The 23,718-nt window shown below is 60.2% G+C and carries 27 protein-coding genes; 18 read left to right on the top strand and 9 right to left on the bottom strand.

What is annotated here, in order from left to right; genetic code table 11:
* Positions 1-15: 15 nt before the first annotated feature.
* Positions 16-438 carry a nuclear transport factor 2 family protein gene (locus IE093_RS00175; RefSeq protein WP_189464698.1) on the bottom strand — a complete coding sequence of 141 codons (423 nt, stop codon included), beginning with the start codon at positions 436-438 and terminating at the stop codon, positions 16-18.
* A gap of 181 nt (positions 439-619) precedes the next feature.
* On the opposite strand from IE093_RS00175, the gene IE093_RS00180 reads away from it, so the two are divergent.
* The 5 genes from IE093_RS00180 to IE093_RS00200 all read left to right on the top strand — a co-directional run bounded on the left by IE093_RS00180 (position 620) and on the right by IE093_RS00200 (position 4,753).
* Positions 620-859: a CDGSH iron-sulfur domain-containing protein gene (locus IE093_RS00180; RefSeq protein WP_189464700.1), complete on the top strand. Its 240-nt coding sequence runs from the start codon at positions 620-622 to the stop codon at positions 857-859.
* Between the two features lie 121 nt (positions 860-980).
* Positions 981-2,120, top strand: coding sequence for a heparan-alpha-glucosaminide N-acetyltransferase domain-containing protein (locus tag IE093_RS00185; RefSeq protein ID WP_189464702.1), 1,140 nt, complete (start codon positions 981-983; stop codon positions 2,118-2,120).
* Positions 2,117-3,169: a serine hydrolase gene (locus tag IE093_RS00190; RefSeq protein ID WP_189464704.1), complete on the top strand. Its 1,053-nt coding sequence runs from the start codon at positions 2,117-2,119 to the stop codon at positions 3,167-3,169. Before IE093_RS00185 ends, IE093_RS00190 begins: the two co-directional genes overlap by 4 nt.
* Before the next feature lie 316 nt (positions 3,170-3,485).
* On the top strand, positions 3,486-3,692 hold the full coding sequence (locus IE093_RS00195; RefSeq protein ID WP_189464705.1) for a DUF6494 family protein: 207 nt from the start codon (positions 3,486-3,488) through the stop codon (positions 3,690-3,692).
* Between the two features lie 68 nt (positions 3,693-3,760).
* A complete protein-coding gene (locus tag IE093_RS00200; RefSeq protein WP_189464707.1) occupies positions 3,761-4,753 on the top strand; it encodes a Vgb family protein in 993 nt (330 codons plus the stop codon).
* Between the two features lie 19 nt (positions 4,754-4,772).
* Here IE093_RS00200 and soxR read toward each other — a convergent pair whose 3' ends face one another.
* Positions 4,773-5,234 carry a redox-sensitive transcriptional activator SoxR gene (gene soxR, locus IE093_RS00205; RefSeq protein ID WP_189464709.1) on the bottom strand — a complete coding sequence of 154 codons (462 nt, stop codon included), beginning with the start codon at positions 5,232-5,234 and terminating at the stop codon, positions 4,773-4,775.
* 86 nt (positions 5,235-5,320) lie between these two features.
* On the opposite strand from soxR, the gene IE093_RS00210 reads away from it, so the two are divergent.
* The 4 genes from IE093_RS00210 (at position 5,321) to IE093_RS00225 (ending at position 9,108) form a co-directional block, all read left to right on the top strand.
* On the top strand, positions 5,321-6,334 hold the full coding sequence (locus tag IE093_RS00210; RefSeq protein WP_229803112.1) for an ABC transporter ATP-binding protein: 1,014 nt from the start codon (positions 5,321-5,323) through the stop codon (positions 6,332-6,334).
* Entirely contained in the window at positions 6,331-7,092 is a 762-nt protein-coding gene (locus tag IE093_RS00215; protein ID WP_189464711.1) for an ABC transporter permease, read from the top strand. Before IE093_RS00210 ends, IE093_RS00215 begins: the two co-directional genes overlap by 4 nt.
* Before the next feature lie 270 nt (positions 7,093-7,362).
* Positions 7,363-8,361, top strand: coding sequence for a nucleoid-associated protein YejK (gene yejK / locus IE093_RS00220; RefSeq protein WP_189464713.1), 999 nt, complete (start codon positions 7,363-7,365; stop codon positions 8,359-8,361).
* A 210-nt stretch (positions 8,362-8,571) separates the two neighbouring features.
* Positions 8,572-9,108 (top strand): DUF1269 domain-containing protein, encoded by a 537-nt coding sequence (locus IE093_RS00225; RefSeq protein WP_189464715.1) that lies wholly within the window; start codon positions 8,572-8,574, stop codon positions 9,106-9,108.
* 2 nt (positions 9,109-9,110) lie between these two features.
* Here the strand turns inward: IE093_RS00225 and IE093_RS00230 are convergent, their stop codons facing one another.
* Positions 9,111-9,938 (bottom strand): CmcJ/NvfI family oxidoreductase, encoded by an 828-nt coding sequence (locus IE093_RS00230; RefSeq protein WP_229803114.1) that lies wholly within the window; start codon positions 9,936-9,938, stop codon positions 9,111-9,113.
* 200 nt (positions 9,939-10,138) lie between these two features.
* Between IE093_RS00230 and IE093_RS00235 the strand changes: the two genes are divergently transcribed.
* The 3 genes from IE093_RS00235 to IE093_RS00245 are packed head-to-tail and all read left to right on the top strand — an operon-like array spanning position 10,139 to position 11,453.
* Positions 10,139-10,624 carry a tellurite resistance TerB family protein gene (locus IE093_RS00235; protein WP_189464717.1) on the top strand — a complete coding sequence of 162 codons (486 nt, stop codon included), beginning with the start codon at positions 10,139-10,141 and terminating at the stop codon, positions 10,622-10,624.
* Positions 10,596-11,195: an exopolysaccharide biosynthesis protein gene (locus IE093_RS00240; protein WP_189465806.1), complete on the top strand. Its 600-nt coding sequence runs from the start codon at positions 10,596-10,598 to the stop codon at positions 11,193-11,195. Before IE093_RS00235 ends, IE093_RS00240 begins: the two co-directional genes overlap by 29 nt.
* 48 nt (positions 11,196-11,243) lie before the next feature.
* Entirely contained in the window at positions 11,244-11,453 is a 210-nt protein-coding gene (locus IE093_RS00245; RefSeq protein WP_189464720.1) for a lipopolysaccharide assembly protein LapA domain-containing protein, read from the top strand.
* Here the strand turns inward: IE093_RS00245 and IE093_RS00250 are convergent.
* Positions 11,437-12,351, bottom strand: a complete 915-nt coding sequence (locus IE093_RS00250; protein ID WP_189464723.1) for a YihY/virulence factor BrkB family protein — start codon at positions 12,349-12,351, stop codon at positions 11,437-11,439. The two genes, IE093_RS00245 and IE093_RS00250, sit on opposite strands and share 17 nt — an antisense overlap.
* A 126-nt stretch (positions 12,352-12,477) precedes the next feature.
* On the opposite strand from IE093_RS00250, the gene IE093_RS00255 reads away from it, so the two are divergent.
* From IE093_RS00255 to IE093_RS00265, 3 genes are read left to right on the top strand one after another with little or no spacing between them, the layout of a single operon-like run.
* A complete protein-coding gene (locus IE093_RS00255) occupies positions 12,478-12,885 on the top strand; it encodes a DCC1-like thiol-disulfide oxidoreductase family protein (protein ID WP_189464724.1) in 408 nt (135 codons plus the stop codon).
* 42 nt (positions 12,886-12,927) lie between these two features.
* Positions 12,928-13,491 (top strand): YqhA family protein, encoded by a 564-nt coding sequence (locus tag IE093_RS00260; protein ID WP_189464726.1) that lies wholly within the window; start codon positions 12,928-12,930, stop codon positions 13,489-13,491.
* A gap of 43 nt (positions 13,492-13,534) precedes the next feature.
* Entirely contained in the window at positions 13,535-14,173 is a 639-nt protein-coding gene (locus IE093_RS00265; protein WP_189464729.1) for a hypothetical protein, read from the top strand.
* On the opposite strand, the gene IE093_RS00270 is transcribed toward IE093_RS00265, so the two are convergent.
* Together IE093_RS00270 and IE093_RS00275 are read right to left on the bottom strand one after the other, a co-directional pair.
* The gene (locus IE093_RS00270) at positions 14,157-15,101 is read right to left on the bottom strand and encodes a methylenetetrahydrofolate reductase (protein ID WP_189464732.1); all 945 of its coding nucleotides are present in this window, start codon (positions 15,099-15,101) and stop codon (positions 14,157-14,159) included. The two genes, IE093_RS00265 and IE093_RS00270, sit on opposite strands and share 17 nt — an antisense overlap.
* Complete coding sequence (locus IE093_RS00275) at positions 15,088-16,473, bottom strand: glycine cleavage T C-terminal barrel domain-containing protein (RefSeq protein WP_189464734.1); 1,386 nt, start codon at positions 16,471-16,473, stop codon at positions 15,088-15,090. Before IE093_RS00275 ends, IE093_RS00270 begins: the two co-directional genes overlap by 14 nt.
* Before the next feature lie 150 nt (positions 16,474-16,623).
* On the opposite strand from IE093_RS00275, the gene IE093_RS00280 reads away from it, so the two are divergent.
* Both IE093_RS00280 and IE093_RS00285 read left to right on the top strand, forming a co-directional pair.
* The gene (locus IE093_RS00280) at positions 16,624-17,811 is read left to right on the top strand and encodes a M24 family metallopeptidase (protein WP_189464737.1); all 1,188 of its coding nucleotides are present in this window, start codon (positions 16,624-16,626) and stop codon (positions 17,809-17,811) included.
* A gap of 118 nt (positions 17,812-17,929) precedes the next feature.
* Positions 17,930-19,057, top strand: coding sequence for a coiled-coil domain-containing protein (locus IE093_RS00285; RefSeq protein ID WP_189464739.1), 1,128 nt, complete (start codon positions 17,930-17,932; stop codon positions 19,055-19,057).
* Between the two features lie 47 nt (positions 19,058-19,104).
* On the opposite strand, the gene IE093_RS00290 is transcribed toward IE093_RS00285, so the two are convergent.
* Genes IE093_RS00290 through IE093_RS00300 form a run of 3 tightly spaced genes read right to left on the bottom strand, consistent with a single transcriptional unit; the run spans position 19,105 to position 22,669 of the window.
* On the bottom strand, positions 19,105-20,202 hold the full coding sequence (locus IE093_RS00290) for an extracellular solute-binding protein (RefSeq protein WP_189464742.1): 1,098 nt from the start codon (positions 20,200-20,202) through the stop codon (positions 19,105-19,107).
* A complete protein-coding gene (locus IE093_RS00295) occupies positions 20,189-21,994 on the bottom strand; it encodes a chloride channel protein (RefSeq protein WP_229803118.1) in 1,806 nt (601 codons plus the stop codon). Before IE093_RS00295 ends, IE093_RS00290 begins: the two co-directional genes overlap by 14 nt.
* Positions 21,995-22,024: 30 nt before the next feature.
* The gene (locus IE093_RS00300) at positions 22,025-22,669 is read right to left on the bottom strand and encodes a phosphoribosyltransferase (RefSeq protein WP_189464745.1); all 645 of its coding nucleotides are present in this window, start codon (positions 22,667-22,669) and stop codon (positions 22,025-22,027) included.
* 245 nt (positions 22,670-22,914) lie between these two features.
* Between IE093_RS00300 and apbC the strand changes: the two genes are divergently transcribed.
* Positions 22,915-23,715: an iron-sulfur cluster carrier protein ApbC gene (gene apbC / locus IE093_RS00305; protein ID WP_189465809.1), complete on the top strand. Its 801-nt coding sequence runs from the start codon at positions 22,915-22,917 to the stop codon at positions 23,713-23,715.
* The last annotated feature ends 3 nt before the right edge of the window (positions 23,716-23,718 follow it).

Raw genomic sequence — 23,718 nt, forward strand, 5'->3', positions numbered from 1 at the left:
GCCAGCACAATTTCTTTACACGGTAGGAGGCCCTTCCTGGCCCACGACTTGGGCGATCCAGTCGTTGAGATTGTAGTAGTTAGTGACACGAGCCACCTTGCCCTGGCGGATCTCGAAGAAAGCACCGGCAGGCAGTTCATAAGTCTGCCCCTCGGCTTCAGGCAGGCCCTCGTCGGTGGCCAGGTATTCGCCATGGACCACGAACTCGGCGGCGCCACGGCTGCCGTCGTCGTTGACCATGATCACCATGTCGCTCAACCGTTCCCGGTAGCAGCGGTTCATATGGGCCATGAAGTCGGCAAAGGCGCCCTTGCCGACCTGGCGTTCGCCCTGGTTGATGTCATGAACGACCTCGTCGTCGAGCAGCGCGAGGAAAGCATCCATGTCGCCAGCGTTGAAAGCCGCGTAATAGGCTTGAATCAGGTCTTGGGAGGTCATCGAATCACCATCCTTTGTGTGAAGGGAACATCGAATAAATGTTTGTGTTCATGATGGTAGGGTAAGTTCGATGAAGCGAGCTTGCCCGGTTGCGGCGCTGAAATCCCCCAAGGCGCCTGATGGCAAGAGGTATTCGGCTACGCTGATATGAGAATTCCCGAAATGGTGATGAGAGGTTTATATGAGCGAAGCGCTCGTGGCACAAAAGGGTCCCTACGCCGTCAAGGTCGAAGCAGGGAAACGCTATACCTGGTGTGCCTGTGGGCGTAGCGGGAGCCAGCCATACTGCGATGGCTCTCACAAGACCACCGATCTCAGGCCGGTGGTCTACAAGGCGGAGAAGGACGGCACCGTGTATTTCTGTGGTTGCAAGCAGACCTCGACGCCACCGTTGTGTGACGGTACCCATAACACTCTCTAGGCATAATTCCTTCCTGATATCACTTGAGACAGGACGCGCCCCGGATCTGCCTATTGCAGTGTCAGGTGCCGCTTGACGAGGACAGACAGTGCCTGACATGGCAAGGCAGGGAAAAGATGGCATGGCAAAGCAGCAAGCGGGACGTAGCGATCGCCTTCGGGCGGCACTTCGGGCGCGTCCTTATTTGCCGACCGGCGGTGGGCGAATCGAAGCCATCGATCTGGCTCGCGGGATCGCCATTGGACTGATGATCCTGAGCCATGGCGTTTCGGGGTTGCTAGGCATTCGCCAGGTGCCCGACTGGGGGATGGTACCCATCCACCTGATCACCAAGTTCTCGTCGTCGTTGTTCATTCTGGTGTTCGGTATCGCCCTGGCGGTGGCTTTCCTGCCGCATGCGGATGCCGAGGACTGGCCGCGGCGGCGCATGAAGCTGTGGTTGCGCGCGTTGGTGGTGCTGTTCTGGTACAAGATCCTGACCGTCGTCGAGATGCTGCCGCTCTATCAGCCGCAGGATATCGTCGATACGCTGCTCTATCGGCGCTTCCCGATCTGGGTGGAGATCCTTGGCTTCTATGCCATTGCCTTGCTCTGGGTGCCGCTGATCCTGCCGGTATGGAAACGCGCACCGCTATGGGGCCGTTTGGCCAGTCCGGTACTGATGGCTCTGCTGGCATACCTGTTGGGGCGCTATAGCGTTTTCGGCGACAACGAGCCGCTCCAGGCCCTGCTGATCGAACACGACGATCATTACACCTGGGGGCAGTTGAGTCGCGGGCCGTTGGTGTTGGTGGGTTTGCTGATCGGCGAAGCGGTGTTGCGCTGTTACTGGAAGCCCGATCTGCGGTGGCGGCTGGTGAAAATGCTGGCTGGTGCCGGAGGTGTACTGTTGCTGACGTTCTTCGCGCTGGCGGCACCGGCACTGGGCGAGCAGTTGATGGCGGTGGCGCGCAATGTCGGCAAGCACCCGCCGGAGCTGATGTTCATGCTGTTCAGCGTCGGTGGGGCGTTGGTGATCCTGGCTCTAGCCCTGTTGGGTGGCGAGCGTCTGGCAAGCTGGCTGCGACCGATCACGTTGGTTGGCACGGATGCGCTCAAGGCCTTCATCTTCCATATCGTGGCGATCTTCCTGGTCATGCGCTACCTGTTCGAGATGTGGCAGGTCTTCAGTTATCCGCAGGTGCTAGGGATCAGCCTGGCGTTGATCGTGGTTACGGGGCTGTGGATTCGGTTGACCACCTGGATCAAGGTCAAGTCATGATGATGGTGTGGCGACGTGTCGGCTTGGTCTCGATGCTGTGGTTTGCCGTGACTGCCACCGCATCGGCGGACCCATCCGATTGGCGCGCCGACTTGCGCGAACGTCTGGCGATACTCGACGCCGATTTCCCCGGCGAACTGGGCGTGTATGTGAAGGAAATGGACAGCGGCGAGACGTTCTCGTTGCGCGCTGACGAGGTGTGGTACCTGGCCTCGTTGGTCAAGGTAGCGGTGGCGATGGCCCTGCTGCGCCAGGTTGAACGGGGCGAGTTGGCACTGGATTCCACCCTGCGACTGGAAGTGTCCGATTATGTGGATGGAGCGGGGGCGACCAACTGGCAAGAGCCGGGCAGCGACTTGCGCATCGACTTCCTGCTCGAACAGATGTTGACCGCCAGCGACAATACCGCTGCCGACATGTTAATGCGGCATGTCGGCCTCGAAGAGGTCAACCGCCTGACTCAGGCAGTGGTGCCGGAAGGGCTTGGCCCCATCACCACCCTGATTGATGTGCGCCGTCATATATACCGTTACCTGCATCCGCGTGCCCTCGAACTCGATGGCATGGTGTTCATTACCTTGTACAAGGCTGATGACGATGAACGGCGCGTCGAGGTCTTCCGCAAACTGCTGGGACTGCCCCGGCATGAGCTGAGAGTCGACGATCTGGATAGGGCTTTCGCTGCCTACTATACCTCGCATCTCAATGCCGGCTGGCTGAGCGCCTATGGTCGGCTGCTCGAAGCACTGGCCGAAGGGCGGGTATTGTCGTCCGAATACACGGCGTATCTGCTGGCGATGCTGCGTCGAGTCACTACCGGCGAGCAGCGGCTCAAGGCGGGGTTGCCGTCGGGATTGAGCTTCGCCCACAAGACTGGCACCCAGCATCGTCGGGCATGCGATGCCGGAATTGCCAACCGCGACCCGAGAGAGCCCGCGCGAGGGGTGATCATCGTTGCCTGCGCCCGCGGTAGTCTGGAGGAGGAGCAGGCCGAATCGGCACTGGCAGCGGTTGGCGCTGCTGTCGCCGCTTCGGGAGTACTGGAATAATTCTTGCTCTCCGACTTTTCAGATAGCCCTTGGCTGGCCTAACGGCCGGATCGCGCAGAAAATCTGCGCTCCCACTGAAGAAAGATGTTCACGGGATTGCTATGGGAGGACTGTCGTGGGAGCGCAGCTCCGCTGCGCGATGAGTTGGGTTTCACAAAGAATGTTGGATCACGGCAACGGAACTGGCGTGACCTATACTGGGGGTGCCGAGAAGTTGCCTGCCATGGTGAGAGATATCGCTCATGGCCTCCATAGTCGATCAAGGGGCGCTTTCGGCCATGTCGAGACTGGCCAGCGACAGAACTCGGAGGCTCAGATGAACGAAGAAACCTTCAACCTCAGTATCCGCAAGTTCCTGAAACACGTCGGCGTCAGTTCCCAGCGCGAGATCGAGCATGCCGTGGACAAAGCAGTGGAGGCAGGGACCCTTGAGGGGACGGAGAGTTTTCCCGCCGTCATGACCCTCGAGGTCGACGGGCTCAACCTGAAGGTCGAGTTCGACGGCAAGATTCAGCTCGAATAGCCATTGCTGTCATGCATCGTCGGGCCATGGTGTCACACCATGGCCTGGTTGCGATGAAGGGGGAAGTAATGAAAGGCATGGCGTCCTGGGCAGTGGCGTTGCTGGCCGGTGGCCTGCTGGCCATGCCGGGGACCTCGCACGCGGACTCCTGGGGCGAGCTCGAGATCACTGAGTGGCGTGTGCCCTGGGAGGCATCGCGGCCGCGCGACCCGTGGGTTGCCGGCCGGGGACGGGTCTGGTTCGTCGGCCAGCAAGGCGACTATGTCGCGACTCTCGATCCCCAGGGCAGCGATTTCCAGCGTTACGATCTCGAGGCGGGAACCGGGCCGCATAATGTTATCGCCGACGAGCGCGGTGTCTGGTATTCCGGCAACCGTGCACGGCATATCGGGTGGTTGGATCCCGCTAGCGGAGACATCGAGAAGATCATGCTGCCGGAACCCGGAGATGTACACACCATGGATTTCACTCAGCAGGGGGATATCTGGTTTACCGTAGCCAGGGGCAATCAGCTTGGCTTTCTGGACACTGCCAGCAGGGAAGTGACGTTGCACGAGGTTCCGACTCTGGGAGCGTACCCCTATGCCATGGTCGTGGGCAGCGACGGTCGCCCTTGGGCAACCCTATTCGGCACCCACAAGCTGGCGACGGTGAACGACGGTGAAGTGAAAGAGATCGAACTGCCACGAGAAGGGGCTAGGCCCAGGCGTCTGGCGGTGACCGACGACGGCTCCGTCTGGTACGTGGATTATGCCGGTGGCTATCTGGGGCGTCTGGACCCTGATAGCGGTGACATCGACGAGTGGCGAGCACCGGCAGCCGCTGATTCAAGGCCCTATGCGATGGCCTCGGACGATAGAGGGCGCCCGTGGTTCGTGGAAACCGGTGTGATGCCCAACCGTTTCGTGGGCTTCGATCCGGAAACCGAAACCTTCAGCGAGCCAGTCGAGATCGGCAGTGGCGGTGGTACGGTGCGCCACATGGTTTTCGATGCCGAAAGTCGGAGTTTCTGGTTCGGGACCGATGCCAACACCATCGGTCGGGCACGCCTGGTCGAATGAGTTCCGTGTACGGCCGGCGTCATTCCGGATCGAGCAGCCGCGGCCCTGGACCTTCCTCGGACAGTTCGTCCCAGGGGTTGCGCAACGGACAGTCATCGAGCGATAGGCAGCCGCAACCGATACAGCCGCTGAGCTGGTCGCGGAGCTTGGTCAATCGTGCGATACGGTCGTCCAGGTCCGCCTTCCACTGCGCCGATAGCTGGCGCCAGTCGTCGCTATTCGGGGTACGCTCGTCTGGGAGCGTTTGCAGCGCATCGCGGATCGAGGCCAGGGGAATGCCGGTGCGTTGGGCGACCTTGATGATGGCCACGCGCCGCAGTACGTCGCGGGTATAGCGCCGCTGGTTGCCGGCATTGCGGCGGCTTTTGATCAATCCCTTGGCCTCGTAGAAGTGGATGGCCGAGACGGCAAGGCCGCTGCGTTTCGCCACTTCGCCTACACTGAGTTCCTTATGTAGACGACTGGGATCGATTCTCGACATTGTCATCCCTCTCATCTTGACCTCAAGCTTGCTTGAGGTTTTACGCTAGCTAGCCTCGGTCGGCAACCCCCAGGGACAAGGTAACGATGACCAGTAATATCGAAGCGCCGCTACGGCGTGCGGAACGAGAGCCGGAACGGACGGTCGTGCCACCGGTCGTTGTGGTGGAGAACCTTTCCAAGACCTACGCTTCCGGCTTCCATGCCCTCAAGAATATCGATCTGGAGATCCGTCGCGGCGAGATCTTCGCGCTGCTCGGTCCCAATGGAGCGGGCAAGACAACGCTGATCAGCATCATCTGTGGGCTGGTCAATGCTAGTGAAGGACGCGTATTGGCCGATGGCTTCGATATCGTCAGCGACTATCGGGAAGCTCGCTCGCGTATTGGCCTGGTGCCTCAAGAGCTGACCAACGAGGCCTTCGAGACGGTATGGGCTACGGTCAGCTTCAGCCGCGGACTATTCGGCAAGCCACCTGATCCGGAGCATATCGAACGGGTGCTCAAGTCGCTGACGCTGTGGGACAAGCGCAACAACAAGCTGATCACGCTTTCGGGCGGCATGAAGCGGCGCGTGTTGATCGCCAAGGCGCTGTCTCACGAACCGAAGATCCTGTTTCTCGACGAGCCCACCGCGGGTGTAGATGTAGAGCTGCGACGCGAGATGTGGGAAGTGGTGCGCCGGCTACGTGACAGTGGAGTCACCATCATTCTCACCACCCATTACATCGAGGAGGCTGAAGAGATGGCCGACCGCATCGGGGTGATCAACCACGGTGAGATCATCCTGGTGGAGGAAAAGCGGGAGTTGATGCGCAAACTCGGCAGCAAGCAGTTGACGCTGCACCTTCGGCATCCGCTCGAGACGGTTCCGGAACGGCTTGCGGGCTATCGCCTCGAATTGGCGGCCGGCGGCAAGGAACTGATCTATCACTACGACGCCAATCTCGTCGGCGACCATGATGAGGGGGGTGACGAGGCTTCTGGCATCGCCGCCTTGCTAAGTGACCTGGATGCAGCGGGCATTCGCTTCAAGGACCTCCACACCAAACAAAGTTCGCTGGAGGAAATTTTCGTCAGTCTGGTGAGGGAGCGCCGATGAATCTTTACGCCGTTCGCGCAATCTACACGTTCGAAATGGCCCGTGCCTGGCGCACCTTGTTGCAGAGCGTGGTGTCGCCGGTGATTTCCACGTCGTTGTATTTCGTCGTCTTCGGAGCAGCGATCGGCACACGCATCGCCGAGATCGAAGGCGTCAGCTACGGCGCTTTCCTGGTTCCGGGCTTGATCATGCTGATGCTGCTGACCCAAAGCGTTTCCAACGCTTCCTTCGGCATTTTCTTCCCCAAGTTCACGGGAACCATCTATGAACTGCTGTCGGCCCCGGTATCGTATTTCGAGATCGTGGTGGGCTATGTGGGGGCGGCGGCAACCAAGTCGCTTGTGCTGGGCTTGATCATCCTGGCCACGGCCGGCTTTTTCGTGCCGCTGTCGGTGGCCCATCCCTTCTGGATGCTGCTGTTCCTGGTGCTCACCGCAGTGACCTTCAGCCTGTTGGGCTTCATCATCGGGATCTGGGCCGATGGCTTCGAGAAGCTGCAACTCGTACCGCTGCTGGTGATTACGCCGCTGACCTTCCTCGGTGGCAGCTTCTATTCCATCGACATGTTGCCGCCGTTCTGGCAGGCCGTGACTCTGTTCAACCCGGTGCTTTATCTGGTCAGCGGCTTCCGCTGGAGCTTCTACGGGATCAGCGACGTGAGCGTGGGGGCAAGCCTGTTCATGATCCTGCTGTTCCTGGGGATCTGCCTGGCGGTGGTGAGTTGGATATTCAAGACTGGCTATCGGCTTAAGCCATAGACCGGCCTGACGGCCGGATCGCGCAGAAAATCTGCGCTCCCACCTTAGGGTAATGCCACAAGGGTGTTAAAAGGACTGTCGTGGGAGCGCAGCTCCGCTGCGCGATGAGTTCGGTTCCACAGTGAATGCCGGCCTGATGGCCGGATCGCGCAGAAAATCTGCGCTCCCACCGGAAGATGATGTCACTGGGCCGCGATAAACCTCATTATCCGTTACCATGACGCCTCGCGGCCGCGTTGCCACTGTTCCTTATCGAGCCAAGAGGCGTCCATGCCGATTCTGCATAGTATCGTTCACCGCATCGACAAAACTTCCGACGAACAGTCGGCCGTATTGCGGCTGGCCGAGGCCGAGCCGGCCAATTCGGAAGCCATGGGCAGCTTGCTGGCTGCCATCAATGATCGCTACAACACCAAGCCCAAGGCCTGGGGGCATTTCGCGGATACCGAGGCCGGTTCTTTTGTCGAATGGTTGACGGCCTATGTGGAGAATGCGAGTGACTTCGTGGTCTTTTCGCACCGGCTAGCGGAAGGTTTCATAGCGCTGATCGATGATCAGTTGTCGGTGGGTGGCTATCTGCTGATTGCTCATTACCAGCAAGGCGATGTCCAGTATTTGACCATGGCGCTGTTGCACCAGCGCGAAGGGGTGGGCATCAACGAAGCGTTGGAAGCGGTTGCTGCACCGCAGCTGAATCTTGGGCAACTGACGTTGGCGGCGCGTATCAACCTGACGCAGTGGCGTGATGACTCTCCTTCCCAACAGTACCTGTCATTCATCAAGGATCGCGGTGGTAAGCAGCTTTCCGAGCGGTTCGGCGAATGGTTGGGATGTCGCGAAGGCATTGATGCCACGAGTGAAACGCGGACGTTGCTGAAGGCTTTCAGTGATTACGTCGAGAGCGAGGAACTTGCCGAAGAGCAGGCTCGCGAGAAAACCGATGCGCTGGTCGACTACGCCAACGACCAGGCACGTCGTGGGGAGCCGATCACGTTGGATGAGTTGTCAGAACTGATCGATGAGCAGCAACCCAAGGCCTTCTACAACTATATCCGCCATCAGGATTACGGATTGTCCGCCGAGATTCCTCCGGACAAGCGGATTCTCCATCAGTTTCGGCGTTTTGCCGGTCGTGCAGGTGGTGTCTCGATCAGTTTCGACTCGCACCTGCTGGGTTCGGGAGTCGAATACGACGAGGAACGCGATCGGCTGATCATCAAGAAGGTCCCGACGCAAATTCGCGATCAGATCAAGCGGCGTCGGGAATGATGAAATGGTAATCGATACTTGCTGACAGAGAGAATATCGACAACCTTGGTAAAGAGTACCTTCTTGCGCCAGTTCGAGACGACTGGCTGCTCGTCAAGCGGTTTGGGACATCGCTACGTCGCAAGGCTTGTAACGGAGAAGGGAACGTTCTGACAGTAAGGATTGGCCTTGTCACGTCGATGCCCCCGCTGCGTCATGGGAGGGCGTCACATGCAACGGTTGTATTTCCTGAGCCCTGATTTGGATACGACGGTCAACATCGCCCACGAGTTGAGCGACCTGAACCTGACGAAGGACGAAGTGCATGTCATGGGCAGGGACTGGAAACATCTCGAAGAGCGGGGCGTCAACAATGCCACCTTGCGGCAGACATCGGATGTCGTCAATGCCGCGATGCGTGGACTCAAGTACGGTGTTCCCCTTGGCGGCGTGTTGGGGCTGCTGGTTTACGCCATCCTTGGTGAAGCCACCGGTAGCGTGGGTGTCGTCGCACTCACCGTCGGCATGGGAGTGTTCGGTGGTTTGTTCGGCGTCTGGACGAGTACCATGATCGGGGTGTCGGTCCACGACGTGAAGGTCGACAAGTTCGAGCGTGAGATCAACAAAGGTGCCTTCCTGATGATGGTGGATGTGCCCAACGACCGTGAGCGCGAGATCTATTCGGCTATCCATCGCCATCACCCGGAAGTGGTCATTGATAAGGTCACCCCCCAGGAGAAGAGGCATCACTGGGGGGCGGGCGCCTGACCTTAGCCGAAGAATGCCAAGGCACGAATCTCGATGCTCTCGCGCGGGGGAGCTGCGTCGGGAGTGTTCGGGTCGTGGAAGGCAGTATGCGGCGTAAAGCGAGCCCTGCCGTCACGGCGTGAGTCATAGCCCTTGATCAGCAATACTTCCTCGCGGCGCATGTCGGGGAAATAATACCAACGATGGTTGGGGTTATAGGCGAGATGATAGATTTCCCCGGTCCGGTTGGGATAGATCATGTCGGTGGCAAGCAGATCGCCGGCGCCGAGTGACGCGGCGTTCAACAGCGCCAGGGGAGAGCGTTTTACCGGCCCGCGAATCGGGCGCCAGAGGTTGATCTGGGCAACGGGAATATCCTTGACGGCTTCGGCTTCCGCCTCACCCAGTACGTCACGGATGCGTTGTGGCCCGGAGCGCTCGGTATAGTCGTTATGCACGCGACTGGCGGGACCGCGGATACTGCGCTCAGGGGCGTCGGTGCGCCGTGTGTGATCGAAGATGACCACGCGTTGGGCACCGGTCGCTTCCTTGATCAGCGCCTCGACTTCGGGATAGTAGTCGCGCTTGACCGCTTTGTCGTCGTGGAGATCGGCAACCGCCGTATCCCGTTTGTGAAGTTCGAAACCTTGTTTGTCCAGCGACAGGTTCGCTGCCAGGGGGCGGCCATCGTGTATCGTGACCTCGCGCTCCTCCAGCTTGGCAAAGTAGTGCGGTTCACTGGCACCGGTCAGTGCCTCGGTGTGTATATAGGGCTTGATGTCATCCTTGATCATGAAGATGAGCGTCGCGGTTACGGTGTCCGGGGACTCATGCGTCCGGTTCGTGTTCATGCATCGCCTCCAGATACGGTTGACGGGAACGTCGTCAATGCCTCTTGCTTCTATGGTATATGGGCAGTGCGCGTTACTTGCAAATCAGGAACTGGCTGGCTTGTAGTAACGTCCTCGAGACGTGTTGTATCCCGTGCCAGTGAACCGTCATGCGGGGAGCAGTGTCGGATGCGGGTGAATGTATAAGGAGATCACGGTCGATGCTCGATGCCATACAACGGTTTTTCAGTCAGACACTGGCCAATCCCGACGCCAGTGCGGACCGCACGCTGACGCTGGAGCTAGCCACTGCCGCACTGCTGTGTGAGGTGGTGCGTGCCGACTATCGGACCGGCGAGGACGAACTGGCGACACTCAGGGAAATGCTGTCGCGTCGCTACCAACTGAGCGGCAAGGCCGTGCAGGAGTTGATGGATCTGGCGAGCCAGGAGGTCGAGGAGGCGGTCGATCACTACCAGTTCGTCAGCTTGATCAAGGCCCATTACGGTTATGACGAGCGGGCGGAACTGGTGCGCCTGATGTGGTCCCTGGCTTATGCCGATGGCGAGCTCGATCCGCTCGAGGAACATCGCATCCGGCGGCTGGCCGAGTTGTTGTACGTCAGTCACCAGGATTTCATTCGTGCCAAACTGGATGTCCAGTCGCAGTCGAGGAATGATGGGTGTGAGCGAGGACCATCAACCTGATAGCCTGGGCCAGCTCATCGAGTGCCTGCGGCAGATCGAGCATGATGGGGACCGTGTCTCGTTGGGCGATCTTTTCGATGCCGTGGGGCGGCGTTCGTTCGGCCCGCTCTTGTTGTTAGCCGGATTGGTGACACTGGCGCCGGTCATTGGCGACATTCCCGGCATTCCAACTTTGATGGCCAGCATGGTATTGCTGGTTGCCGTGCAATTGCTGTTGCGTCGAGAGCACTTCTGGCTGCCCAACTGGCTGCTCGAGCGTTCGGTATCACGCCAGTCGCTGGACAAGGCCATCGACTGGTTACGCAAGCCTGCACACCATATCGATCGCCTGCTGCAAGCCAGACTCTCCCTGTTCATGGGCGAGGTCGGCGTATCGGTTATCGCTGTTTCGTGTGCCTTGATTGCCTTGGCCATGCCGCCCATGGAGTTGGTGCCGTTTACGGCCAATGGTGCGGGCCTGGCACTGACGGGCTTCGGTCTGGCACTGATCGCCAAGGATGGCTTGATGGCCCTGCTGGCTTTGGTGGTGACGTATGCGACTGTCACCGTGGTAGCGTTCAATCTGTTCTGACCAGCCCTGACCGCCTCTTGGGACTCGATGGGGAAAGGAGAGCAAGCGATGGACAAGGTCTATCTGGGACTTAAGATCGTTATCGCCCTTGTCGTGGCGATTCTGTTCGTACAGAACATCCGTGTCGTGGAAGTCAACTTTCTGGTCTGGAGCTTGTCGCTGCCATTGGCGCTATTGCTGATAGTGATCTACGTGCTTGGCATGGTCAGCGGAAGGGGGGTGATGGCGCTTTGGCAACTCCTTAGTCGACGTGGGTAACCGGCTGGCGTCGTGGGTCGATGTACCAGGGCAAACCGGCTCGGGCGTTGCGTTCCAGTTCGGCGATCACCTGGCCGCCCAGCAACAGGATGATGGCGCCGGTTTCCAGACTCAACAGCACGATGATGATGGTCGCCAACGAGCCGTAGACGGCGTTGACGAAGGAAACATGGGCGAAATAGACCACCAGCAATAGCCGTACTACCTCCCACATGAGAGCTGCCACGAAGCCTCCCACCAGCGCGCGCCACAACGAGATCTTCACGACTGGCAACACCTTGTAGACGGCACTGAACAGCACGAACATGCCAATGAAACTCATCAGGTTGAGAAGCGCCGTCGAGGCGCCGGCGAAGGGCAGGCTGCGTCCAGTGATCGTGATGACCAACTCATTGGCGGCGCCGGCCAGCGACACCAGCAGCGTCAGCGTCAGTAGCCCCGTTGCCAGTACCAGCATGAAGAGATAGGGCAGCAGCGCCGACACCCAGATACTACGCCTGGCCGGGTCGTCGGGTTGATGGAAGATGATCGCCATGGCGTCTTCGAGCATGCGAAAGGCGAACGAGCTGAATACCAGCAGCACGAGGGTGCCGACCAAACCGATCACATCGCGGGTTTCCAGCACGGTGCGAACCGCGTCGAGCAACAGGTCAGCGTGCGCCGGTGCCAGGTGCCGTGCCTGAATTGCCATTACCGAGAGCAACTGGTGTTCGTCGACCACGTGGGTCAGGAGCACACAGGTGAGGGCGAAGAGCGGCACGATCGACAGCAGGATGTTGTAGCCTAGCCCGCCTGCCAGCAGGATGCCGCGATTGCGCAGGAAAGCCGCCAGCACGCGGAAGGTGAAATGCAGAGTGCGCCCCGTCAGCGTGGTGGGTGGCTGGTAGTGCTTGTTCATGGACGTTTCTCGTCTGTCTTCCTAATAGCCTTTTCCTCCAAGCGTGGCATTCTTGACGATGATAAGCCCGCGGCATGATGCGATACCATGTCGGCTCAAATGCATCTCTCAGGGAGTTCTTGGCCGATGTCCAGACAAGAGATCATGCTGATCTACGATAAGCAGTGTCCGTTCTGTGATCATTATTGTCGATTGGTGCGCCTGCGAGAGTCCGTGGGCTCGCTCATCTTGGTCGACGCTCGCGAAGACACCGAGGTGATGGACGAGATTACCGAAGCCGGGCTCGATATCGACCAGGGGATGGTGTTGAAGATGGATGGTCGGCTTTACTACGGCGACGATGCCATTCATGTCCTGGCACTGTTGAGTAGTCGTTCCAGTGTTTTCAATCGCCTGAATTTCTGGGCCTTCCGCTCGGCAAAACGTGCGCGGTTGTTGTATCCGATGCTGCGCGGCTGTCGTAATTTTCTGCTAAAGCTATTAGGCAAGACTAAAATCAACAACCTTTCACGGCCGGACAACACGCACTTCTGAATGGCGCAGACGGTGACGTGGGGGATCATGGACGGGGAGCTTATGCCACACAGTCGAAAGCAGGATCCTTCCGATCCGCTATCACGGAAGCAAACAAGACTGGAGGAAGGCTTCGAGCGATTTCTTTGGTACTCGCGGTTCATGGTGCTGTTGGCGGTGGTACCGAGTCTGTTGGGGGCATTGGCGCTGTTCATCATCGCCACCCTCGACATTCTCGAGGTGGTGATCGATGCGTGGGTGTATTACGTGGCGGGAGGCAGCGAGGACATCCACGATACCGTGGTCACAGACGTCATCGTCGCGGTGGACATGTACCTGATCGCCATCGTGTTGATGATTTTCGGCACGGGCGTCTACAAGTTGTTCGTGTCGCGTCTCGAGCTGGCCGAACAGCGCGATTCCCCGCATCCCTTCAATGTCCAGTCACTCGACCAGCTCAAGGACAAGATCGCCCGGGTGGTGATTCTGGCCGTGATCATCGAGTTCTTCCGCGCGGTGGTGGGGATCAGTTTCGCCAACCCTTTGGATGCCATCTACCTGGCCCTTTCCGTACTGGCCCTGGCTGCAGCGCTTTATCTGATGAGTCTGGCCCATCGGGGCGAATGATCCCGTTGACTGTTGAGCTTGCTGCTGGTCGAAGGAGTTGGATGTGCACAGGATTCCTGGCACCGCTTGGTACGGTGTCGTTTTCATGCTGGCTTTTCTGCTGCTCACCGGTTGTGCCGGGCGAGTGACGCCTCCGGTTGTGTTGCATGAGCCGGTCGATGTCTACCTGGTCGATCATGGGCGCCATTCCAGCCTGGTTCTGCCACGTGGGCAGGGGCTGGTGCGTTATGCCTACGGGGAATGGGGCTGGTACGTGATGGGGCGACGCGGCACTCTGGCAGGGATGTCAGCGATGTTGTGGCCGACCCGTGGGGCGCTGGGACGGCGCATCTTTCCCGATCTCGCGATATCTCCTTTCCCCACTTGGGTCGCCCCGGAAGGCGTCGAAGAGGTGTTTTCCTTGCAGGCGGAAGCGGCGCGAGTGGAGCAGCTTCAGCGCGAACTGGACCGCGCGTTCGACGCTGGTAGCGATCAAGTGCACTACCACGAAGGCTATGACCTGGAGTTCGTACCTTATCACCGCCCCTACTGGCTGGGACATCAGTCGAACCTGGTCACTGCCCAGTGGCTCGAAAGTTTGGGATTCGAGGTCGCGGGCATCCCCTGGCTATCGAACTGGCATATCGAGACGCCGACGGAAGATCCCGAGCCCGTAGGCACGTCCCTCAGCCGTCCACGATGATCTCGCGTTGCTGTGCATCGAGGCGGAATCGGCCTGCTTCCAGGGCCTGGCACCAGGCCAATGTCTTGTCGATACCGCCGAACGGGTAGAAGTGCAGAGCCAGGCGTGGAGTGGCATGCCTGGCCAGCCCGAGTACCTGGCTCGACGGCGGCTTGGGGCGTGCCAGTTGCAGCATGCGGCTGCCTTGCCGTTGCAACGTGGTCACCGACGCCCCAATGCCGCAAGACATGGCATACTTCCATAACGTGGCCAGGCTCGCTGGCCCTGGTAATCCCACTCGAATCGGCAATTCGAAGCCTTGACGTGTCAGTCGTTGGTGCCAGTCGAGCAGCGGCTCGGCATTGAACAGGAACTGGGTGACCAGCCACATCTCGAGTCCATCGCGTTCGGCGTGGGTCAGCTTGGTCGCCAGTGCCTGGTCGAGGGCCTCATCGTCGGCATGAGGGTGTCCTTCCGGGTGACCGGCGACCGCCAGCCGGCGGATGCCATGCTCGGCCAGGGATACCTCCTCGAGCAGCGTCAGAGTATCGGGATAGGGGCCGAGATGGGTGGCCATGCTGCCCGCGATGAGCAGCACGGCATCCACCTTGGCCTCCTGCGTCAGTCGCTCGAGCCAGTCGACGAGCATGCCATGATTCGGCACGCTGCGCGCCACCAGGTGGGGCACGGGGTCGTAGCCTCGAGATCTGAGCCAGGCCGCGGTGGCGATCACGTCCTCGAATGGCTGGCCGGGCAGATGGGTGATATATACCTGGCTGCCGGTAGCCACTGGCGGATCAGCCTTGGCGAGGTGAATGGCGGTCCTCGGCGTGACCTCCAGCGACCAGCCACGGCATAAGCCTTGTATCCGTCGTTCGAGGGAATCCGTGTCGAAACCGGCACTCTGCGATTCGAACGATTCACCGGTGGCATGATCAGCTTGAAGCATCCAACCCCCTCGCCTTGGCGACTTCACGAGCATTGGGATTGACCGAGGCACGGAATGGCATCTCGACCACGGTGGCATCGACCGGCACGCCCGGGGTTTCGGCGTAATGTTCCGGCAGCCAGATCTTGAGCCGAGTGCCGATCTCCTTGAGTTCCACCGGCACATAGCCCATGGCGATATTGGTGCCGAGTTCGGGAGAGTACCAGGGTGAGGTCACATAACCCACCGGATCGCCTGCATTTTCGTCGGAGATCAGCCAGAAATCGGGCGCATAGTCGTCGATCGGCTTGCCGCCAAGCACCATCCCGACCAGGATGTTGCGGAACGGATATCGCCCCTGGTCGAGCTCGGCACGCACACGCTCAAGTGCCGCGCGACCAATGTAATCGGCATCCTTCTGGCGAGGGACCTGGTATCCCAAGTTGCACTGGAAGGGCAGGGTTTCCTGGTCCATGTCCTGGCCCCAGGACAGGATGCCGGCGGCGATGCGCCGATGGTGGGCCGGGGCAATGACCCGCAAGTTGTGCTTCTCGCCAGCGGCCAGCACTGCGTTCCACATGTCGTCGGGGTAGAGCGTGGCGTTCTTGAGATAGATCTCGTAGCCCTTTTCGCCGGTGAAGCCGGTTTGGGACACGATCACGTCTCGACCGCCAATCTTGGCTTCCATCAGCCCGTAATAGGGGATCTGCCGTACTGCGTCACCGACCAGGTCGACCATCAGCGCCTCGGACTTGGGGCCTTGGATCTGCACCGGCGCGACGTCGATTTCACCGATGCTGACGTTGTAGCGCAAGCCGACATTGACGCCCTTGAGCCACAGTTCGAGATCGCTATCGGAAATCGAGAACCAGAACTCGTCCTCGGCGACGCGCAGCAACACTGGATCGTTGATGATGCCACCTTCCTCGTTGCACAGGATCACGTACTTGCCACGCATCGGTGCGATCGCCGAGGCATTGCGGGTGATGACGCGGTCGACGAAGGCCTGGGCGTCTGGACCCTTGACCTGGATCTGACGCTCCACTGCTACGTTCCACAACGTGACGTCGTGGACCAGGGAGTCGTATTCGACCATGGCGCCACCGTCTTCGGGCTTCACGTAGCCGCGCGGATGGTAGATCCGGTTATAGACGGTGGCCCGCCAGCAGCCCGCTTGGTGCGACAGATGCCAGAAGGGGGATTTGCGCACCCGGGTGGAGATCAGCATTTCTACCGGCGTGGGGCCGGATTGACGAAGGTTGATGGGAACTCGGCGGTCATGTTGGCCGACCGTTGGGCATTGATGGGTGCTGAAGTCTTTCACGATGGCATCGGTACCAGGCATCGGGATGACACTGTCGCGGTTAGAGGAAGTGGGGTGCTTGGAGCTCATGGGGGCGACCCTCCTGCTCAGCGAATTCCTTTCTCGATTGTAGTGTGGAAGTGAACGCTGCCGTGCTCCATGCTGTTTGCGACGTCTCTCCTGGCGTGAATGTTCAGAAAGCGACTATGGGTGGGGAGCCAGGACATCAATGGAGGTCCCATGAACCATCACGACTATCGCGTCATGTTGCAGAAGACAGCGGCCGGCAGCGAATGCCCTTTCCCGGAGTCCGAATTCCAGCGACGCCGTGAGGCGCTCAATGAATCAATGCGGGCCGAGTCTCTGGACGCCCTGCTGCTTACCGATCCATCGGATATCTACTACCTGACCGGCTACAACACCTTCGAGGTGTCGGTGCATTCGGCGCTGGTCTTCACCCCGCGACGCATGGTGCTGCAGGTACCTTCCATCGAGACCGGTCCGGCGGTGGCTTGCACGCGCGTCGAGGAGATCCTCGGCTATCGCTGGGAAGGGGTCGAGGAAGTGCTGATGCCGTTGGCCAAGGTGCTGGCCGAGGCCGGCCCGCGCATCGGTGTCGACTTCTGGCATGGCTCTCTGCGACATGGGGTGATGAGTGGTCTGGCCGAGCGACTGCCCGGGCATCGCTTTCTCGATGCCGGACCATTGATGGATGGCGTGCGTATCGTCAAGAGTGCCGCTGAGCTGGATTGCCTGGCCGAGAGCGCCCGAATCACTGGCCTGGGAATCGAGGCTGCCGCGCAAGCGGTCCGCCCTGGTATCACCGACAGCGAAATCGCTGCCATCGGTGCACGGGTCATGCACGAGGCCGGCAGTGAATTCATGAGTATGCAGCCGATCGTCACCGTCGGGCGACGCAGCAGTATCATCCATGCCAATCATCAGCGTCATACCATTGCCGAGGGTGAACCGGTATTTCTCGAGTTCGGCAGTGCCTGGAAGCGTTATACCGCGCCGATGATGCGAACGGTGATCGCCGGGGCCCCCTCGGCGAAGATGGAAGCCGTATTCGATGTCTGCCACCTTCTATATGCAGCTCTGCTTGATGCGATGCGCCCGGGGCACCGTTTCGACGATGCTGCGCAAGCTGGCGAACAGGTACTGGCTCCCATAGCCACGGAAGCGTTCTTTTCCGGTGTGTTCGGTTATACCGTCGGTGCCCAGTTTCCTCCTTCATGGGTCGAAGGGACCGGATTCATCGCGCGTGGGCAGATGCGACGCTTCGAGGTCGGCATGGTCTTCCACTTGCCGCTGTGCCTACGCCTGCCTGGCCAGTGGGGCATCGGCTGTAGTGACACCGTGCGTGTCACCGAGCAGGGGGGAGAACCGATCACCGCCAACCCCTGGACCCTGGGCTGCAGTCAATGACTGATGTCATCAGGTTGTTCATTCATGGCTACTTTGTAACGAACTTTCGGGTTTTCGTTAACCGACTATGCTGAAAACGTAGCTGTGCCAAATCGTAACCGAGCAAGGGAAACGTCACATGTCAGATCTGTCGATGTCCGAGCTATCCAAGGACAACCGTGTCCGAGTACTCGGCGCCATTGCGGTGGTGGCGATCGTTTACGCCGTGGTCGTCACTGGGGGAGCCAATTCGGCCCGCGAGGAGCGTGACCAATTGCAAACCCGTGTCGAGACCTTGGAAAGCGAGAATCAGTCGCTGACCGAGGAAATGGAGGCTCTGGGGAGCGAGAACCAGTCGCTGACCGAGGAAGTGGAGGCCCTGAGAAGCGAGAATCAGTCGCTGACCGAGGAAGTGGAGACCCTGAGAAGTGAGAATCAGTCGCTCACTGAAGAAGTGCAGACGCTGGGCGAGCGTTTTGACTCCATAGAGGAGGCAGAGGCCGAGCTGCAGGCGTTGGAAGAGAGGAAGCAAGCGCTCGAGAGTGAATTGGCCAACCTCGATGAGGAAGCGACGCAAGCCGAGGAGCGGTTGGCGTCTCTGGAGAGCGAATACCAGCAGCGTCAGGAGACACTGGCAACTGAATACGAGGAGCAACAGGCGCAGTTGAACCAGCGTCGTGAGGAACTGCAGGCCCAACTCGAAGAACAACAGGCGCAACTTGACGAGGGGGGCGAGCAGTTGCAGGCGCTCGAACGGCAGCGTGAAGAACAGATGGCCGAGCTCGAGGCGCTCCAGCAGCAGGCCAGTGAGGTCGTTGAGGCGCGTGATGAAGCCCAGGCTTCTATCGATGAACTTCAGGCAGCGACCTCCCAAGCCGAGGAGCGCCTGGCGGAACAGGAGAAGCAAATCGAGACTTACCAGGAGCGTATCGAGTCTCTCGAGGCGGCTATTGCGGAACGTGAGGCCCGTCTGGACGAGCTCGATGCGCAGATCGAGGCTGCCCAGCGCAGCTTCGACCATGTCGAGAATGGTCTGGAACAGGCCTTGAACGAATACGAAGCCACTCAGCAGGAACTGGAAACTGCCGAAGCCCGATTGGCCGAGCTCGACGATCGCACGCAAGCACGCCGTGAGCAGCTCGATCGCCTCGAGGTTCAACTGACCAAGTGGCGCGATGAACTGAGTGCGATGGAGGTCAGTGACGAGAAAGAGGCTGGTACCGGTGAGGCTGCCATGGAAGGAGCCGATGTCGAGGAGGGGCAATAAGCCTCTTGGCGTTCTTTGTGAATATGTATGACAGTGGGCTGGTTCGCCTAGGGCGATAGCCACTCGTCGAAGCGCTCCCTGATTCGCTGATAAGTGCGAGCGTACCAATCGTCATCCTTGGTGACGGCGCGCTCGGCATTGAGTGGGTGAGTGGGGATGTGCAGACGCATGTCCATGCCATTGTCCGGATGGGTGGTGACCTGCATGGCGGCGGAATGCCGCGCCGGGCCATAAGGAATGCGGCTGGCGAGTGCGGCGAGTCGCTCCGTGGTAGTGGCGAAACGGATGAAGTTTCTTGCCAGTTCGGGATGGGGTGCGCCTTGTGGCACCACCCAGGTTTCATGCTCCTGGACCTGACCGTCCCACAGAATTTCGATGGGCAGGTTGCGATTGACAATGGCATCGAAGAAGCGGCCGTTGTAGCCCGAAGCCATCACCACTTCGCCCTCGGCGAGCAGCCGGGGTGGAACATCGCCCGCTTCCCACCAATGGATATTGTCGAGGCTATCCAGTCGCTTCAGTGCCAGGCGAAGGCCACGCTGGGTGCTGAGCAATCCATAGAGTTCCTCGCGGGGTACACGGTAGGAGAGCAGTGCCCATTCGAGATTCACTTCCGGTGTTCGCTGCAAGGCTCGAGGTCCGGGAAAGCGCTGCTGATCGAAGAGGTCGCCGATCGAGGTAGGACGCTTGCCGGGAAAGGCGTCGCGCCGGTAGGCGACTACGGTGGCGAAGACGGTATGCGTGATGCTGCAACGGTCGAAGGCGCCGTCAATGAAGTCCTGCTCCGGCGGGGTGCCATCCGGTGCCGAGTCCACCAATGTCGGGGACAAGGGTTGTAGAAGCCCTTCATCGCAAGCGGCAAGGGCGTCACTGCGGGTCATATCGATCACATCCCAGGGAACCTCACCGCTTTCGATGGCGTGGCGCAAGCCGTCGAGCCCGCCATTGTAGCGTTCCACCCGTACGACTTTGCCCGTGGCCTCGCTGAAAGGGGCGAATAGCGCCAGTTGTTGCGCCCGTTCGTAGGCGCCTCCCCAGCTCAGCACGGTCAGGCCGTCTTCCGGCTCGTTGCTTGTGGCGGTTGGGCTGAGGGCTGCCAGCAGCAGGGCCAATGCCACTGCGAAATAACGTTCAACCTGTGCCATGTTCCTCCCGCCGCAATTCGTCGCTGTGTTGCAGATAGGCGCGGGCGATGCTCGCCTCATAGACCACCCCCAGGAAAGTGTCATCGGTTGCATCATCGATCACCGCGATGGCTTCTCCGGTGAAGTCCTGCATTTGCGCCATGGCCTCCCAGACCGAGGTGTCGGGTCCCAATATCGGTCGGTTGGTGATGGCGCATTCGCTGACCGGATGTTGGCCGTGTCCGTCTTCCCGCGCTGCTTCCAGGTCGGCCAGGGAGACGCTACCGTGATAGCGATTGCGCGAGTCCACCAAATGGGCCTCGCCGTGGCCGGCATGACTGAGGGACGTCACTGCCGCGGTGATGTCGATATCGGGGGGCAAAGTAACGCAATTTTGGGTCAGGTAGAGGCGCACCGGCGCTTCCCTGAGCACGGCTCGCCCACGTCCGGCCGAGAGGTCCAGGCCGCGCACGCTGAGTTGGATATCGAACAGCGAGCGGCCGAAGAGCTGGGCGGAGATCGGGCTGGCCAGGGTAACGCTGGCCAGGGCAGCGGTGGTCAGCACGTAACTGCCGGTCAGCTCGAAGACGATCAGCAGGCTGGTCAGGGGGGCGCCGATGACCGGGGCGGTGACGGCTACCATGCCGCATACGGCGTAGAACACGAAGGTATCGGGAGGGGCACCGCTCAACTCGCCCACTATGGTGCCGCACAAGGCGCCGAACAGGGTGCCGATGACGAGTGCCGGGCTGAAGACTCCTCCACCGAAGCCCATGCCGAGGCAGAGTGCCGTAGCCGCCAACTTGAGCGACAGCACCACGACCAGTTCGATGCTACCGAAGGCGCCGGCGATGGTGGCGAAGCGTAAGGTCTCTTGCCCCATGCCGAGGATGTCCGGTACCCATAGTGCGGTCAGCCCGAGCAGAGCGCCGGCCACGGCCGGGCGCATCACTGGGTGAAGCGGCAGACGCCCGGCCAGGCGTCCGACGCCAAGGATGGCGTGCATGTAGGCGCCGGCCACCAGGGCTCCCAGCCCGCCGATGACGACGAAAGCGGCGAATTCCCATGGCTGGGGGACGGTGGTACCAGAGACATGGAACAAGGCGCCGCGTTCGAGGACCCCAGTGGCGATCACATGGCCGACGATAGCCGCCGCGGCAACTGGAGCGAAAGCGCGCAGGGCATAATGCCGCAATACCACTTCGTGGGCGAAGACGATGCCCGCCAGTGGCGCATTGAAGGCTGTCGCGATCGCCGCGGCGACCCCGCAGGCGATGGTGATGTTGTCGTCCGAACGGCCCAGTCGCAGCAAACGGGCGCCTAGCGAACCGAGTGTCGCCCCCATGTGCACCAACGGGCCGTACTGACCTACCGACGCTCCCGCGCCGAGTGAGATCAGGCCACTCAGCGCCGATAGGGTGCCTGCCCTGGCCGGCAAGCGGCCATGTCGTGTCTGGACGGCGGCAATGACATCGGCTGGTGTATGAGGGCGATGCTCGGGAATCTGACGGTGCAACAGACCCACGATCACTCCACCGACGGCGGGCACGGCGATGGTGGTGGCGACCAGGATGCCGGGATGGGCAAACATCATGCGACTGCGCGGCGAGATCAGCAGGATATCGTTGAGCCATAGTACGGCAGCGACGAAGCCCACGGCACACAAGGCCGCCATGATGCCGATCAACGCGCCGAAGATCACCAGTCCCAGAAACCTGAAGAGCGCAAACGGTCCCCCGGCCGGCATCCGGTCTGCTTGGGTGGTATCCATTTTCAAGGTGTAGGCAGGATGGCCGCCCAAGGCAAGGGACATGTCAGGGCAAGAGGCATGTCAGGACTAGGGCTAGCTTGCCGAAAGCCCGAGTAGTTCCTGCACCTCTTCATCGCTGGTCTGGTCGAAGCGTTGATACCATTGGCCGACCGCAGCGAATCCCGGGGGCTGCATCAGGCACACGACGTCGTCGGCGACACGTGCCATGTCGTCGGCGGTATCGGGGGGCGAAACGGGCACCGCGACGACAATGCGTGCCGGTGACTGGGCGCGTAATGCCTTCACGGCTGCCTGCATGGTGGCACCGGTGGCCAGACCGTCATCGACCACGATCACGGTGCGATTCTTGATTCGCAACGGAGGGCGATGGCCACGATAGGTCGTTTCCCGACGCTCCAGTTCCATCGTCTCGTCGCGCACGATGGCGTCGATCTCGTCTTGGGGGATGCGCAGTGATCGAATCATGTCATCATGCATGACGCGAACGCCGTTGCCGGCGATGGCGCCCATGGCGACTTCCGGTTGCCAGGGCACACCGATCTTGCGCACGACCAGCACATCGAGTTCGGCATCCAGTGCTTGGGCCACTTCCCAGGCTACCGGTACACCGCCGCGGGGTAGGGCAAGAACCAGTAGATCCGGAGTCTGGCGATAATGGGACAATGCCTCGGCCAGCGCCTGGCCAGCGTCATGTCGATCGCGGAAGCGTGTGTTCATGGGGTATCACCTGCCTTTCCCTTGGAGAAGGAACGCTGAAGGTGAGACAAGGTGTCAATGATATTGATGTATCTGCGTGGGGCTTTACGGTGTTTCTCTTTGAGCGTAGGCAAGATTGTAGGAACGTGCAGTGGCTCCGGCCAAGGTTGAGTGCCACACTTGGTTATTGGCCGAATCGAGGAGTTATACTGCTGACAAGAAGGCCCTCCGGGTGTCCTTGAAGTCCAAGACGGGAGTGAATCGTGATCGAGGGTGTGAAATACATTGTTGCCGTGGCATCCGGCAAGGGTGGTGTCGGGAAGTCCACCGTAACCGCCAATCTGGCCCTGGCGATGGCCGCTGAAGGCTATCGGGTGGGGTTGCTGGATGCCGATATCTATGGGCCCAGCCAGGCGCAGATGCTGGGCATTGGCGAAGGTGTGCGTCCGCAGCAAGCGGGCGAGAATCAATTCAAACCGCTCGAGGCCCATGGTATCCAGGCCATGTCGATGGCCTTCATGGTTGACGTAAACGAGCCGATGGTGTGGCGTGGTCCGATGGTTTCCGGCGCCTTCCAGCAGCTTCTCAACCAGACGGCCTGGGATAACGTGGAGTACCTGTTCATCGACATGCCGCCGGGTACCGGCGACATCCAGTTGACCTTGGCTCAGAAAGTGCCGGTGTCGGGAGCGGTGATCGTGACCACTCCACAGGACATCGCGCTGCTGGATGCCCGTAAGGGCATCGAGATGTTCCGCAAGGTCAACGTGCCGGTGCTGGGAGTGGTCGAGAACATGAGCCTGCATGTATGTTCGAACTGCGGTCACAGTGAGCCGATCTTTGGCGAAGGGGGAGGCGAACGTATCGCCACCCAATACCAGACCAAGCTGTTGGGGCAGCTTCCCCTGACCATGGCGATTCGCGAGCAGGCCGATGGTGGCCGGCCGACGGTGATCGCCGAGCCGGATAGCGAAGTGGCCAAGACCTTCCGGACCATGGCACGGGCCGTTGCCGAAGGTGTCGAGAGTCAGCGGGCGGAAGGGCCGAGCATTTCCTTCGGTGACTGAAGA

Origin of the sequence: Litchfieldella qijiaojingensis, assembly GCF_014651875.1 — a bacterium.
Taxonomy (GTDB): Bacteria; Pseudomonadota; Gammaproteobacteria; order Pseudomonadales; family Halomonadaceae; genus Litchfieldella; species Litchfieldella qijiaojingensis.